The sequence below is a fragment of the Barrientosiimonas endolithica genome, assembly GCF_030296655.1.
In the GTDB taxonomy this organism is placed as follows: Bacteria; Actinomycetota; Actinomycetes; order Actinomycetales; family Dermatophilaceae; genus Barrientosiimonas; species Barrientosiimonas humi.
The window spans coordinates 1,544,180-1,556,693 of the sequence record NZ_AP027735.1 but is presented as its reverse complement, the minus strand read 5'-3'; the positions used below and the strand labels follow the sequence as shown (position 1 = coordinate 1,556,693).

The window sequence follows — 12,514 nt, the reverse complement described above, 5'->3', positions numbered from 1 at the left end:
CGGTGGGTATGTCGTGGTGGTCGAGGAGCCGGATGAGGCTTTCCTCGACGACGGAGCGGGTGCGTTCTGCGCGGCGTACCTGGTCGGCGACGCGGCGCATCCACGCGGTAGGGACACGGTCGGGGACCTTGTCGGGCAGGCCGGCCAACAGCTCCTCCACCGAATCGCGGGGCACCAGCTCCCGCGGGCCAGGGGCACTCCAGGCACGCCAGCACTGCCGGGTGCCGCAGGAGCCCGGTCCGATCCGCTCCTGGGCGGCCCGGCCTGGGCAGCGTCGGGACCGAACCTCGACGGCGAGGGCGGATCCGTAGGGTTGGCAACAGGTTTCGGCAGTCGTGACGGGTCCGTGGCCGGTCGCGGCGTGACCGTCTCGGGCGGTGCCGTCTGCTTGTGGGTACTGGTCTTCGGGGTTCTCGGTTGCGGTTCTGCCACCGGCGCAGGCGCCTGTGCTGCCGGCGGTTGTCGCTCTGCGGCCGGGGTGGCGGGGAAGGGGATGATCGGGACCAGGAGGGTGGCGGTGGTCTCGATGCTGGCCTGGGCCATGAGCAGGTCGCGCAGCGCATCGGTGCGGCACTCGCCGAGCTTGGGCAGGGGGTTCTCTCCACCTTGCGCACCGACCGGGACGTCCTCGGCCGCATCGGCGGCCCGGGTGGCGGCGCGCCGGGCGGGGTCGCAGTCGGCGTCGTGCACGGCGCCGAACCCGCCCGATGCGCAGCACGGCTCCCGGCGGGTGGTCCGTGGGCAGCAGCCACACTCACCGGTCCGCTGCTCCTGGCGCGCGTCCCGCTGCTGCGCGTCCTGCTGCTGCTGTTCGTGGTGGGTCTTGCGGGCGGTGGTGTGGTAGCGCCAGGCGAGGGCTTCCAGGGCTTGTTGCATGGTGACCGCGTCGTGGGTGCGCAGGGTCGCGTTCATCACGCTCAGCCCGGGCAGCGGACCGGGGAGAACCACACCCCGAGCCGGTCGCGGGTGGCGCGTTCCCGGGCGACGGGTTCGGCCTCGGGGCGGGCGGCGTAGACCGCGGCCTTGGCGACCTTGCCCAGCCGGGACGGGGGCAGGTCCTCGATCCCGCGCAGCAGCAGCTGGTGCTCCACTCCCTGGGCGGTGCTGCGCCGGTGGGCGGGTTCGACGTCGACCAGCGCATCACCCACGGCCTCGACCTGGGCCCGGGACAGTGCGCCGGTGGCCATCGCATCGATCAGCTGCGGGAAGAACGCGACCGCTTCGACCGCCTGGGCCAGCACCCGCCGGGCGGTGACCGGCCCCAGCGCGAGCAACCCTTGCAGGTCGGCCGCGGCGGTGTCGCGCACCCGCCCGGTCGGGCCCTTGCGCAGCGTGTACGACGACCGACCGGACTCCGGGTCGTACACCGTGTGCGTCTCGGTCGCGGCGTGCTCGGCCAACCGGTGGGTCTGCACCGCCGAAGCGGTGTTGATCAGCTCGTGCAGCGCCCCGACCTGGGCCAGCACCGTCGCCGGGTCCAGCTCACCCTCCCCGGACCGGTCCGCCTCCGGCGCGACGCCACCCGAGACCCGCGTGTAGGCCGCTTGCAACGCAGCCGAGGCCACCGCGAGCAGCTCGCCCGTGGTGTGCTCCGCAGCATCCAGATCGACCATGCGACACAACCTAGAACCGACCACCGACAAGCCCCAGAAACCCCGCCAAACCAAGGAAATCAGCGTTCCGAGCGATAGGTTGCGGGCATGAGCATTCCGGTGGAGCTGGAGCAGCTGGCGACCACGCTGCGAGACTTCGGAGCTGGCTACCTGCTGACCAGCGACGCCGGCCGGGTGAAAGCGGTGACGGTCGACCCCACGACATACGCCGACGGCGTGCTCGACCTCCCCGGCAGCAAGGGATCGGCCGCCAACCTGGTGAAGAACCCCGCTGCGACCCTGCTCTTCCCTCCGCAGCGGCCCCGGGGCTACACACTCCTGGTGGACGGCACCGCGGAGGGCGACAGCGAGGCAATTCGATTCACACCGGCGACCGCCGTCCTTCACCGCCCGGCCGCACACGCCGACGAAGGCACGAACCTGTGATGATCCGCCCGATAGAGGACGGCGACTGGGATCAGGTCTGGCCGATCTTCGCTGAGACTGTCGCGGCGGGGGAGACCTACGCCTACCCCGAGAACCTGACCAGCGACGAGGCGCGCGCCCTGTGGGTCGAGGAACCCCTGGCCGAACGGTGGTGCTCGAGGACGGCACGGTGCTCGGGACCGCCAAGATGGGGCCGAACCGGCCTGGTCGCGGCGACCACATCGGCACGGCGAGCTTCATGGTTGCCCCTGGAGCACGCGGTCGTGGCGTGGGCCGTCGGCTGGCCGCGTACGTCATCGATTGGCACCGCGGCCAGGGCTACCGTGCCATTCAGTTCAACGCGGTGGTCGAGTCCAACACCGCCGCCGTGCACCTGTGGAAGTCGCTGGGGTTTCGGATCGTGGGGACAGTGCCAGGCGCGTACCGATCCGCGGCGCACGGATACGTCGGGCTCCACATGATGGTGCTCGACTTGACCTAGGGAGGTTTCTCCACGGCCAGCCGGGGAGTGGTCTGCGAAACAGCCTGTACCGCAACAACTTCGATCTCTCGACGACTCGACTTGTCAGCTTCGAGCAGCGTGCTTGCAGCCGCTCGCAACCCTCCACATCGAACCCTTCAATCTTGTTGCAGCACAACACGACTCATCATCTGATTGCCGATGGCGCCGGCGTACGCTCAAGCGCACCGTGACTGGGTTCGCCCGCGGCGCGCGCTGGGCCGATCCCGATGTACGCCAGTGCGTGGTTCGTCTGACCACGCACTACTGGGCGTCGATGTCGCAGCGCTGGCGTGAGGCGAACGACAGCCTGTGCTCGGTCGCTCGACGGCAGGCTTGTGACTAGTCAATCCCGTTCAGTCACAAGCGGATTCACCGCCTCGAAGCTCACCGGTTCCGCAGCGCCGGGATGAGTGCGTGCTGGGCGTGCTCGAAGAAGGCGTCCATGTCGGGCCCGGCGTTGACGAGGGCCAGGTGGTCGAAGCCGGCGTCGGCGAACTGGGCGGCCACCTCGACGTGCCGGTCGAGATCGGGGCCGCAGCCGAACGCCTCGCGCACGTCGTCGACGCCGATCCACGAGGCGGCCGCCTCGAAGTTGATCGGGTTCGGCAGCTCGGACATGAGTTTCCAACCCAGGAGGCCGAACCGGAAGATCTTGTGGGCCGACTCGGCCGCCTCCTGCTCGGTCGCGGCATAGCTCAGCGGCACCTCGGCGTAGCGCGGTCCCGACCCGCCGGCCTTGCGATAGGCCTCGACGAGCTCGGGCTTGGCCTCGGTCGCGAAGAGCGCGTCGCCCAGCTCGGCCGCGATCGTGGCCGCGCGGTCGCCACCGGCAGCCACGACGATGCGCGGCGCGGCCTCGGGGAGGTCGAAGACGCGGGCGTCGTCGAGCGTGAAGTGCTTGCCGGCGTACGACTTGTATCCGCCCTGCCACAGCAGCCGGATGATCTCGATGGCCTCGCGCAGCATCTCGTGGCGCACGGTGACCGAGGGCCAACCCTCGCCCGTCACGTGCTCGTTGAGCCGCTCGCCCGACCCGAGGCCGAGGGTGAAGCGGCCGTCGGACAGGACGCCCAGGGTGGCTGCGGCCTGCGCGACGATCGCGGGGTGCTGGCGCTGGATCGGCGCGGTGACCCCGGTTGCCAGCTCGATCGTCTCGGTGGCGTGCGCCATCGCGCCGAGCATCGAGAAGGCGTAACCCGAGTGCTGCTGGCTGAACAGCCACGGGTGGTAGTGGTCGCTCACCTCGACGAAGTCGAAGCCGGCCTGCTCGGCGGCCACGGCCTGCCGGACGATCTCCTTCGGGCCGTAGCCCTCGGCGATGAGCTTGAACCCGATGCGCATCGGAACGGTCCTCCTGGGGACGGCTTGTCGCGGATTCTCCAGATCTATCAACCGCCCGACGCACCTCGAATCACCCTGGGGTAGGACAAAAGGCCGTGACACGGGCGGGCGGCGCTAGCACCCTGGACTCATGCGCTCCTACGAGGATCTGGTCAGCGAGGCCGAGGTCGCCGACGTCGACGGTTGGGGCTTCGACTGGTTGACCGGCCGCGCGACGGAGGAGCGCCCACCGTGGGGTTTCGCCCGCCTCCTGGCGCAACGCCTGGCGACGGTCGAGTCTGCATTGGACCTGGACACCGGCGGGGGAGAGGTGGTCGGCGAGGCAGGCGTACTGCCCTCGCGCATGGTCGTCACCGAGGCGTGGCCGCCCAACGCAGCCCGGGCTCGCGAGCGTCTCGGGCCGCGCGGGGTGGAGGTCGTCGACACGTCTATCGACGGGCCGATCCCGTTGGAGGACAACAGCTTCCAGCTGGTGAGCTCACGGCATCCGGTGCGTCCCGACTGGCCGGAGATCCACCGAGTGCTCGAACCGGGTGGGCACTACTTCGCCCAGCACGTCGGGCCGGCCTCCGGCTTCGAGCTGATCGAGCACTTCCTCGGACCGCTGCCCGAGGACGTACGCCGGGGTCGCCATCCCGACGACGAGGCCACCGCCGCGCAGCACGCCGGGCTGACCGTCGTCGACCTGCGGACCGCGACGTGCCGGATGGAGTTCTTCGACATCGGTGCCGTGGTCTGGACGCTGCGCAAGCTGGTCTGGTGGGTGCCGGACTTCAGCGTGGCGAGGTACGACCGCGAGCTGCGTGAGCTCGACGCACAGATGCGCTCCGGCAAACCGTTCGTCGCGCACTCCACCCGCCACCTCGTCGACGCCCGGCGCTGAACCGGCCTCGCGCGCGAGGCGACCCGGGAAGGATGGGCGCATGACCACCACGGCGAAGGACCTTCTGCACGACTACCTGCGCGGTGCGCGTGAGGCGCTCGTCTGGAAGACCGAGGGTCTGTCCGAGTACGACGTCCGCCGGCCGCTCACCCCGACCGGCACCAACCTGTTGGGCCTGGTCAAGCACCTGGCGGTGGGGGAGTCGCGGTATCTCGGCGATGTCTTCGGTCGCCCCTTCGAGCCGTACCTGCCGTGGTGGGACGACGACCAGCCCGAGGACGTGGACATGTGGGCGACCCCGGAAGAAGGCCGCGAAGAGATCATCGGCATCTATCGCGCAGCGTCCGCCCACGCCGACGAGACGATCCGCACCCTCGACCTCGTGGCCACGGGCTACGTGCCGTGGTGGCCGAGCCCGCACGTGACGCTGCACGGGGTCCTCGTGCACGTGCTGAGCGAGACGTCGCGTCACGCGGGCCACGCCGACATCCTGCGCGAGCAGCTGGACGGCGCGGCGGGGATGCGCGCCGAGAACTCGAATCTCCCTGAGCGCCAGCAGGACTCGTGGAACGCCTATCGCGCGAAGGTCGAGGCGGCCGCCCGCGAGGCGGGGAAGTAGGCCGAGCCCGTGGGCGTGCGGAACTACCTCGTCGAGGGCGGCTCGGCCACGGGGAAGACCTCCGTCTGCCACGAGCTGCGTCGGCGCGGCTTCCACGCGATCAACGGCGACACCGACCTGGCCTACCAGGGCGATCCGGAGACGGGTGAGCCGCTCGACGGCCCGGGGTCGCACTGGCACCACATCTGGCCGGTCGACCGGGTCCGTGCGTTGGCCGGCGACGGCACCGAGCCCGCCACGTTCTTCTGCGGCGGCTCGCGCAACCACGCCCGCTTCATCGACGTGTTCGACGAGGTCTTCGTCCTCGACGTCGACCTCGCGACGCTGGAGCGACGGCTGGACGCCCGGCCCGACGAGTTCGGGGCGACGGGGGAGGAGCGGGAGCTGGTCGTCCGGCTGCACCTGACAGGGAGGGCCTCCCCGACCCGGCCACGCGGATCGACGCCGCAAGGCCGCTCCACGTCGTGGTGGACGAGATCCTCATGCGCGTCTCCGGCGACGACAACCTGGATGGTTTCGCCGGGGCCGCCGGCCGCGTCGATCTCGACGACTAGAGGCTCATGCGCACGCGACGCAGCGGGTCGCGGTGGGTCGGGCCAGCAGCCGCTCGTGCGGGATCGGGGCGCCGCAGGCAGCGCAGCTCCCGTCCCATCCGTCCTCGAATCTCTTTGTGGCGCGGTCGATCTCGGCGATGCGCTCCTTCGTCGCGTCGACGAGAGCCGAGTTCTGCGCGCGGTCCCACGCGATCGTCTGACCCTCGGTGTCGTGCTCGTCGTCGGCGTTGTCGTCCCTCGAGGCGTCCACGATGCGCAGGTGCAGCTGCTCGAGGTCGGCCAACCGGCGTACGGCATCGGCGCGCTCCCGCGCCAGCGCCTCGGTCACCTCGCTCGTCACCCGGGCAGACTAACCCGCTCGAGAAGGTGCCGCGGGGGATCGGCCGAACGGCCGATGCTGTTGCCGCACAACCGATCTCATGGCCGATGTGGGGCCCCGTCCAGACGCGCGATTCTCGCAGCATGAAGCGCATCGACACCCTTGACGTCATCCGGGGGATAGCCCTCTGCGGCATCCTCGCGGCCAACGCCCCGACCGTCCTCAACCTTCCCGCCGAGGAAGGATTCAACGACGTGCAGGTCGCTCTCGGGCTGACCGTGCACGAGCGGTTCTTCCCGATCTTCTCCTTGCTGTTCGGGCTCGGCTTCGGGCTGATGCTCGCGTCCGCGCGCCGCCGAGGCGAGACCTCGCGCTGGCCGTACGTCCGTCGCTTCGCGTTCCTGCTCGCACTCGGGGAGTGCACCAGCTGCTGCAGCCGGGGAGGCGCTCCTGCCGTACGCCCTCGCCGGGCTCCTGGTACTCCTGCCGGCGAGCTGGCTCCCACGCTGGGGCGTCGTCGCGGCCACGACGGTGCTGCTGCCAGCCGGCGTCGTCGCGGGCGGCGGATTCGCCCTGATCCCAGGGGCTTTCGTGCTCGGCCTCGCACTGACCGCCTTCGACGTTCCGCAGCGTCTGGAGCAGCCGGGCGCGTGGCGGACCGCCCTGTCGCTCGCCGTCGTGACCGGCGCGGTGGCGGCGCTGCTGCTGCCGGGCCTGGCTGCCAACCCGGGGACCCTCGGCTTCTCCATGAGCTCCACCGTCACCGGACTGCTCATGGCCACGACGTACGTCGGCCTCACCGTGGCCCTCATGCACACCCCGGTGCGGGGCGCGCTCGTGGCGACCTTCGGCTCACTCGGCCGGGTGTCGCTGACCAACTACGTCGGTGCGACGCTGCTGCTGCTGGCGGCGCGCCCGTTCCAGACCCAGCTCGGCATCGACGGCACCGCTCAGGGGCTGCTGCGGATGCTCGCTCTGTGCGGTGGGATCGCGCTGCTGCAGATGGTGCTCAGCCGGGTCTGGCTCAGCCGGTTCCCGCAGGGCCCGCTGGAGCAGGTCTGGCGTCGCGTGACCTGGGGGAGTGCGCGTCCGGTCAGCCGCGCCGCCGTGCCCGCACCGGCCAACGCGTAACCCTGCGGTGCGAGGCTGCAGGCGTCGAGGTCCCCGAGCCCGCCACTCCTCGAGCATGTGCCAGGCTCGAGGGGTGGCAGCTCGTGCGCTCTCCGCGGAGTCCCTCGGCGCGTGGTTGCTCAAGGCACGCGGCGACGCGCCGGAGACTCAGGCGCACGTGCGGTCCGCGTTCGCGCACGTCGAAACGCGATGCGTACGACCGTCGTACCGCACCGACCTCGTCGTGGCCGGCCAGCCCGCGTTGCTGTGGGTGAGCGGCAAAGCACCCGGACTGCCTTCCGGGATCTACGCGCACGGACGTACGACCGGAGGGGCCGAAGGCGGCGTGATCCCGATCGAGCTGGCGCCGCTGACGCCGCCGTTGCTGCGCTCGGAGCTCCTCGGGCACCCGGTGCTCGGCGCCATGGAGGTGCTGCGCATGCCGGCCGGCAGCAACCCGTCGTACGTCACCCGCGAGCAGCTGGCCGAGCTGAGCCAGATGTGCCCTGACCTCGATGCATAGGTGAGATCGGGCGGTGGCTTGAGATCGCGAGGCACTGTTTTCAGATCTGTCCAGATCCGTATTCAGGTTCGATCGTGTAACCTGACGAGCATGAGCACGACGCTGCCGCTGACCGAAGCCAAGGCGAAGCTGAACGAGTTGATCGACTCCGCCGTGAACACCCACGAACGAGTGACCATCACCCGTCGAGGCAAGCCTGCGGCCGTGCTGATCTCGGTGGAGGACCTGGAGTCCATCGAGGAGACGTTGCACTGGCAGTCGCAGCCCGGCGCGCGCGAGGCGTCCGACGAGGCTCTGGCCGAGCGCGAGCGAGGCGAACTGTGGGATGAAGGAGCCGTCCGCCGCCGGTATGGCGTAGGGAAGGCGTGAGCTTCACAGCTCTGCTCTCGGTCGCAGCGATCCGCGACCTGGATCAGGTGCCGCCCAGGGTGACCCCGGCGATCATCGAGTTCATCTACGGCCCGCTGGTCGGCAACCCTCACCGCGTCGGCAAGCCTCTTCGCGATGACTCCGAAGGGCAGTGGTCGGCACGGCGCGGCGACTACCGCATCCTGTACGTGATCGACGACCAGGCGCAGGAAGTCGTCGTGAGCCGAATCGGGCACCGGGCGCGGGTCTACAAGTCACGATGAGTGCCAGGGGAGCCTGTGTTGGTGGCTGACGGACGGTCACGAATTTTCTGGCTCCGAGGTCGGCAGGCCGGGGAGCGGCGGCCATCTTGCCGCGGCGATGACCGCCGCCGGTCTACCTCCTGCGGGTCATGCACCAGCAGTCACCCCTGCGTGTCGACGTCATGGACGTAGTAGTCGAGGTCGCCCTTCGCATCCCGAGCCCTGCGAACGGACCGGTAACCATTCGACTGGACGGTGCGCACTGAACCATTCGACTGGACGGTGCGCACTGAAGCGAAGTTCACCGGGCGAACGGTCGCCCACAGACGGCGGTGGCCAACCAAATGCGCCGCGTCGGTGACAGCACGGACCGCCGCGCGGGCGTAACCCTGACCCCTGCGCGGGAGGGCGACCTCGTACCCGATCTCGGGGTCATCGCCGCAGCGTCCGCGGAATACGCCGCAGTTCCCGACGAAGTTCCCATCACCGTCCCAGAGTCCGTACCAGGCCAAGCCGACTTCCTCGTACACCTGACTCCGTCGCTCAAGCCACCGCAGCGTCACCGTCGATCGTCGATAGGGCCGTCGCCGATCGTGTGCCCGTCGCTGGAGAACAAGGCGTGAACGCGATCCAGGTCCATGGAGTTGAGCTGGCGTAGCGCGAGCCGGTTCGACCGCAGCGAGATCGGCATCCCCATGGCTTTGATGCTAGGCATGAGGGAGATGCACAACCTGTCTCGTCGAGCAACGGGTTGCGATTGGTCGCCGCACTAGTTGACATAATGTCGATTATCGGCGGTTAAGTCGGAGGGCAACAGGGCAGGCGTGACAGGCTGGATCACGTGCGCCAGGACCCCATCGTGATCCAGCCGTACGACCCGGCCTGGCCGTCGTCGTTCGCGACGCAGAAGGCAGCGCTGGAGTCCGAGCTGACCGACGTGCTCGTGGCACCCATCCAGCACATCGGGTCGACATCGGTCCCTGGCCTGGCGGCCAAGCCGATCATCGACATGCTGGCGCTGGTCGACGACTACGCCGCGTTCACCGACGCGCCCCAGCGGCTCGAACATCTGTCCTGGGTCGCCGCTCCGGAACCTGGTGACGCCGACCAGCGCAAGTGGTCGCTGTGCTTCCCGAGCGTCGAACGACGCACGCACCACCTGCACGTCGTGGAGCAGGCCTCGCCGGCCTGGCGCGACTGGTTGCTGTTCCGCGACTACCTGCGGGCGCACCCCGACGACGCGCGCCGCTACGCACGGCTCAAGCACTCGCTTGCAGCCACCGACGCACGCGACCGGCCTGCCTACCGCGCCGGCAAGGCACCCGTCATCGCCGAGCTCCTGGACCTGGCTCGCGACTGGCAGGACCGTGAGAACGACGACGATCTCAACCCTGGTTGACGTCGAGCACCGCGAGCCCGAGGCGCGACCAGGCGTCAAGCAGCTGCGCGTCACCGGCCGCCACCACGAGGTCAGGGTCGTCGATGAGCTTGGCCGACGCGCAGTGCACCGCGTCGTAACCACGCAACGAGAACTCGCTCGTCAGCTCTGCTGCCGTCGCGAGCAGCTGGGTATCCACCTCCACGACGTCCACGTCAGGCCAGATCTCGGTCAAGCGCGACCAGGCGATCTCGCGCTCCTCGGGGTGATCCGCAGCTGTCGCTGCGCCATGGCAAGGGTGGCCGCCGCTTCGACGTACGCCAGCGCGGAACTCACCAGCCGATCCGCGTCCTGCCAGATCCGTTGGCACAAAGACGTGCTCGGCTCGGCGACGAGCAACGGCACGATCGCCGAGGTGTCCAGGTAGGCGATCACCGGCGCTGCTGGGCGATCAGGTCACTCACTCCCCGGCCGTCTCGAGGGGCGCAGGCAGCGGGCGCCGCTCCCGACGTGCGGGTGTGACCTTGCCTTCTGCTACCAACCTTTCGAGGTTCGTCGGAACACCGACAGGGACGAGCCGCGCCACCGGGCGCCCGTGGTCGGTCACCGTGATGGTCCGCCCCTCACGAACCGCGGCGAGGTGCCGGCTCAGCCCATCACGCAGCTCGCGGACGCCTACCTGCGTCATCCTCGCCCTCCCGTGGCCACATTAAACATCATATTTGTGGCCATTATTGCACCTGCCGCTGACACCGGCATGTCCCCGCCCACGAGACCGGACATGATCAGATCCGTGCCTCACTCCCCCGTGCCGCCCGTCGAGATGCTGTGGGAAGACCTTGACCCGATGCGCACGCTCGACGCCCGGTTCGGGTTTCCCGACGCCGTGGCCGCGGGTCGGTGGATCGCCCGCACGGTGTACGACGGCTGGGGCCTGTCCGTCGAGTCGTGCGACCGCATCGTCATGAGTGACTACAACGCGCTCGCCTGGGTCACGACGCCCAGTGGCAGGGTGCTCGCGAAGTGGTCGGTGGCGCCGTCCCGGTTCCCGCGGTTGGGCCAGGTCGCTGACCTGACCCAGTGGCTGGTCGCACGCGGGCTCCCGGTCTCCGCGCCGCTGCCCGCTTGCAGTGGCGCGCTCCAGGTCACCGTCGACGGCGCCGCCGTGTCGCTGCAGCACGTGATCGACGCCCAGCATCTCGACGTCGACGATCCAGCGCAGATGCTCGCCGCGGGCCGAACGCTCGCGCAGCTCCATCTAGCGTTGAACGAATATTCATGCAGCACAACCATTTTCGAGAGCGAAGACGATCGCGCAGCACTCGGCGACCGTGTCACGAGCTGGCTCGACACCGCCGGAGAGCACGTGCCGCCTGTCGCCGTGACGGCGCTGCGCCAGCTGGTCGACTCGGCTTCCAGGGAGGCACTCCCCACGCAGCTTCTGCACGGTGACTTCCGCGCGTCGAACGTCCTGTGCGACGGCGACACCGTCGTGGCTGTCCTCGACCTGGAGGAGGCCCGGGTCGATCACCGCATCGACGAGCTCTCGCGAGCCGCAGTCCTGCTCGGCACCCGGTTTCGCGACTGGGGACCGGTGTCCGCGGACGTCCGCGCAACGTTTCTCACGGGCTACGAGGACGTGCGCCCGCTCAGCCCGACCGAGCGCGACTGGTGGGACGTGCTCACGCTCTGGTACTCACTCCTGCTCATCCCCGCCGGCGACGACCCGACGGGTTGGCGTGCGGCGGCGTACGACCAGCTCAGCTCTGTTCCCCGCCGCCTCCGTCCCGGCTCAGCCGGCTGACCGACTCGCCGAGCACCGTCTGCAGCCGCTCCACCGACGCGAGCAGCTCGTCCGGGGTCTCCCCGAGGCGCCCGAGCACGCTGTGGACGGCCCCGCTGAAGCCGGCCAGCTCGACGCCGAGACGATCGACCCCTGCGAGGACCCCTTCTCGTTGACCACCCACACCCCGGCACGCGCGTGCCACCCGTGCGCGCAGAACATCGCCGCCTGCGAGCAGCACAGTGCGACGTACGCCGCGTCACCCCGGGCAGCGCCCTTGCGCGCGGCGCCGAGCAGGAAGTCGACCTGCCAGGTGTGAGCGACGAGCGCCCGTCGCAACGCGGCGGGATAGGGATCGACGCTTCGCTGGCGCGACGCGAGCCATCCGGACGGGTCGGCCAACGGATGTCCGATGGCCACCTCGCCGGCGTAGCTCACGTCCAGGAACCCGAGCGGATGCCCGGGCTGCGTGTGGAAACCGAACTCCCCGGCCTGCGCCCTCCGGCACTGCTCAGCGACCCGCTGCACGTCCCGCAGGATCCAGTCGACCGCACGCCCGTGCACGGTGAGCCAGGCTCCCCCGTCGACCCAAGGCCCCCACTCCCCGGGCCGAGCGATTCGTACGTCCTCCTGGGCCCATGCCCGCGCCACACCACCCAGGGCGGCCAGGTCGAGGCGGTCAGGCTCGGAGTAGACGCCGAGGTCGTAGTCCGACGACGGGCCGTGCGTGCCCCGAGCCCGGCTACCGCCGAGGGCGACAGCGACGACACCGTCGACGCGGACCAGGTCGTCGGCCAGCCGGCGCAGAAGCTCGTCGCTCAGATCGGTCGTGGGTGCCACGATGGCCATGCT

The 12,514-nt window shown here is 69.9% G+C and carries 18 protein-coding genes; 10 read left to right on the top strand and 8 right to left on the bottom strand.

The genetic code is table 11. The features are described from left to right. Window positions 1-917 precede the first annotated feature (917 nt). Window positions 918-1,613, bottom strand: a complete 696-nt coding sequence (locus QUE40_RS07880; RefSeq protein WP_289232806.1) for a hypothetical protein — start codon at window positions 1,611-1,613, stop codon at window positions 918-920. 87 nt (window positions 1,614-1,700) lie between these two features. Here QUE40_RS07880 and QUE40_RS07875 point away from each other — a divergent pair, with 87 nt between their 5' ends. Together QUE40_RS07875 and QUE40_RS07870 are read left to right on the top strand one after the other, a co-directional pair. Then, window positions 1,701-2,039, top strand: a complete 339-nt coding sequence (locus tag QUE40_RS07875; RefSeq protein WP_142005175.1) for a pyridoxamine 5'-phosphate oxidase family protein — start codon at window positions 1,701-1,703, stop codon at window positions 2,037-2,039. A gap of 148 nt (window positions 2,040-2,187) precedes the next feature. After that, the gene (locus QUE40_RS07870; protein WP_289232805.1) at window positions 2,188-2,520 is read left to right on the top strand and encodes a GNAT family N-acetyltransferase; all 333 of its coding nucleotides are present in this window, start codon (window positions 2,188-2,190) and stop codon (window positions 2,518-2,520) included. 405 nt (window positions 2,521-2,925) lie between these two features. On the opposite strand, the gene QUE40_RS07865 is transcribed toward QUE40_RS07870, so the two are convergent. Continuing rightward, window positions 2,926-3,882 carry a TIGR03557 family F420-dependent LLM class oxidoreductase gene (locus QUE40_RS07865; protein ID WP_142005173.1) on the bottom strand — a complete coding sequence of 319 codons (957 nt, stop codon included), beginning with the start codon at window positions 3,880-3,882 and terminating at the stop codon, window positions 2,926-2,928. Window positions 3,883-4,012: 130 nt separating this feature from the next. Here QUE40_RS07865 and QUE40_RS07860 point away from each other — a divergent pair, with 130 nt between their 5' ends. Both QUE40_RS07860 and QUE40_RS07855 read left to right on the top strand, forming a co-directional pair. Further along, a complete protein-coding gene (locus QUE40_RS07860) occupies window positions 4,013-4,765 on the top strand; it encodes a methyltransferase domain-containing protein (RefSeq protein ID WP_289232804.1) in 753 nt (250 codons plus the stop codon). 40 nt (window positions 4,766-4,805) lie between these two features. Beyond that, window positions 4,806-5,384 (top strand): DinB family protein, encoded by a 579-nt coding sequence (locus tag QUE40_RS07855; RefSeq protein WP_289232803.1) that lies wholly within the window; start codon window positions 4,806-4,808, stop codon window positions 5,382-5,384. Between the two features lie 558 nt (window positions 5,385-5,942). Here the strand turns inward: QUE40_RS07855 and QUE40_RS07850 are convergent. Further along, complete coding sequence (locus tag QUE40_RS07850; RefSeq protein WP_289232802.1) at window positions 5,943-6,278, bottom strand: TraR/DksA family transcriptional regulator; 336 nt, start codon at window positions 6,276-6,278, stop codon at window positions 5,943-5,945. A gap of 510 nt (window positions 6,279-6,788) precedes the next feature. Between QUE40_RS07850 and QUE40_RS07845 the strand changes: the two genes are divergently transcribed. The 4 genes from QUE40_RS07845 to QUE40_RS07830 all read left to right on the top strand — a co-directional run bounded on the left by QUE40_RS07845 (window position 6,789) and on the right by QUE40_RS07830 (window position 8,522). After that, entirely contained in the window at window positions 6,789-7,388 is a 600-nt protein-coding gene (locus QUE40_RS07845) for a DUF418 domain-containing protein (RefSeq protein WP_289232801.1), read from the top strand. Between the two features lie 73 nt (window positions 7,389-7,461). Further along, complete coding sequence (locus tag QUE40_RS07840; protein WP_289232800.1) at window positions 7,462-7,890, top strand: hypothetical protein; 429 nt, start codon at window positions 7,462-7,464, stop codon at window positions 7,888-7,890. Window positions 7,891-7,980: 90 nt separating this feature from the next. Then, window positions 7,981-8,259 carry a type II toxin-antitoxin system Phd/YefM family antitoxin gene (locus tag QUE40_RS07835; RefSeq protein ID WP_142005167.1) on the top strand — a complete coding sequence of 93 codons (279 nt, stop codon included), beginning with the start codon at window positions 7,981-7,983 and terminating at the stop codon, window positions 8,257-8,259. 59 nt (window positions 8,260-8,318) lie between these two features. Further along, the gene (locus QUE40_RS07830) at window positions 8,319-8,522 is read left to right on the top strand and encodes a type II toxin-antitoxin system RelE family toxin (protein WP_289232799.1); all 204 of its coding nucleotides are present in this window, start codon (window positions 8,319-8,321) and stop codon (window positions 8,520-8,522) included. 140 nt (window positions 8,523-8,662) lie between these two features. Here the strand turns inward: QUE40_RS07830 and QUE40_RS07825 are convergent, their stop codons facing one another. Both QUE40_RS07825 and QUE40_RS07820 read right to left on the bottom strand, forming a co-directional pair. Further along, a complete protein-coding gene (locus tag QUE40_RS07825; RefSeq protein WP_433997053.1) occupies window positions 8,663-9,031 on the bottom strand; it encodes a GNAT family N-acetyltransferase in 369 nt (122 codons plus the stop codon). A 29-nt stretch (window positions 9,032-9,060) separates the two neighbouring features. Beyond that, complete coding sequence (locus tag QUE40_RS07820; RefSeq protein WP_289232797.1) at window positions 9,061-9,198, bottom strand: hypothetical protein; 138 nt, start codon at window positions 9,196-9,198, stop codon at window positions 9,061-9,063. Between the two features lie 144 nt (window positions 9,199-9,342). On the opposite strand from QUE40_RS07820, the gene QUE40_RS07815 reads away from it, so the two are divergent. Then, the gene (locus QUE40_RS07815) at window positions 9,343-9,900 is read left to right on the top strand and encodes a GrpB family protein (RefSeq protein WP_289232796.1); all 558 of its coding nucleotides are present in this window, start codon (window positions 9,343-9,345) and stop codon (window positions 9,898-9,900) included. Here QUE40_RS07815 and QUE40_RS07810 read toward each other — a convergent pair. Continuing rightward, on the bottom strand, window positions 9,887-10,249 hold the full coding sequence (locus QUE40_RS07810) for a type II toxin-antitoxin system VapC family toxin (protein ID WP_350227102.1): 363 nt from the start codon (window positions 10,247-10,249) through the stop codon (window positions 9,887-9,889). The genes QUE40_RS07815 and QUE40_RS07810 overlap by 14 nt on opposite strands. Window positions 10,250-10,339: 90 nt before the next feature. Beyond that, on the bottom strand, window positions 10,340-10,567 hold the full coding sequence (locus QUE40_RS07805) for a type II toxin-antitoxin system Phd/YefM family antitoxin (RefSeq protein ID WP_289232795.1): 228 nt from the start codon (window positions 10,565-10,567) through the stop codon (window positions 10,340-10,342). Between the two features lie 105 nt (window positions 10,568-10,672). Between QUE40_RS07805 and QUE40_RS07800 the strand changes: the two genes are divergently transcribed. Beyond that, on the top strand, window positions 10,673-11,683 hold the full coding sequence (locus QUE40_RS07800) for a phosphotransferase (protein ID WP_289232794.1): 1,011 nt from the start codon (window positions 10,673-10,675) through the stop codon (window positions 11,681-11,683). Here the strand turns inward: QUE40_RS07800 and QUE40_RS07795 are convergent. Then, window positions 11,672-12,502, bottom strand: a complete 831-nt coding sequence (locus QUE40_RS07795; RefSeq protein ID WP_289232793.1) for a nucleotidyltransferase domain-containing protein — start codon at window positions 12,500-12,502, stop codon at window positions 11,672-11,674. The genes QUE40_RS07800 and QUE40_RS07795 overlap by 12 nt on opposite strands. Between the last annotated feature and the right edge of the window lie 12 nt (window positions 12,503-12,514).

Coding starts and splice junctions, on each gene's coding strand:
- QUE40_RS07865 (WP_142005173.1), bottom strand. CDS start 3,882: ATGCGCATCGGGTTCAAGCTCATCGCCGAGGGCTACGGCCCGAAGGAG.
- QUE40_RS07835 (WP_142005167.1), top strand. CDS start 7,981: ATGAGCACGACGCTGCCGCTGACCGAAGCCAAGGCGAAGCTGAACGAG.
- QUE40_RS07855 (WP_289232803.1), top strand. CDS start 4,806: ATGACCACCACGGCGAAGGACCTTCTGCACGACTACCTGCGCGGTGCG.
- QUE40_RS07820 (WP_289232797.1), bottom strand. CDS start 9,198: ATGGGGATGCCGATCTCGCTGCGGTCGAACCGGCTCGCGCTACGCCAG.
- QUE40_RS07860 (WP_289232804.1), top strand. CDS start 4,013: ATGCGCTCCTACGAGGATCTGGTCAGCGAGGCCGAGGTCGCCGACGTC.
- QUE40_RS07880 (WP_289232806.1), bottom strand. CDS start 1,613: ATGGTCGATCTGGATGCTGCGGAGCACACCACGGGCGAGCTGCTCGCG.
- QUE40_RS07805 (WP_289232795.1), bottom strand. CDS start 10,567: ATGACGCAGGTAGGCGTCCGCGAGCTGCGTGATGGGCTGAGCCGGCAC.
- QUE40_RS07875 (WP_142005175.1), top strand. CDS start 1,701: ATGAGCATTCCGGTGGAGCTGGAGCAGCTGGCGACCACGCTGCGAGAC.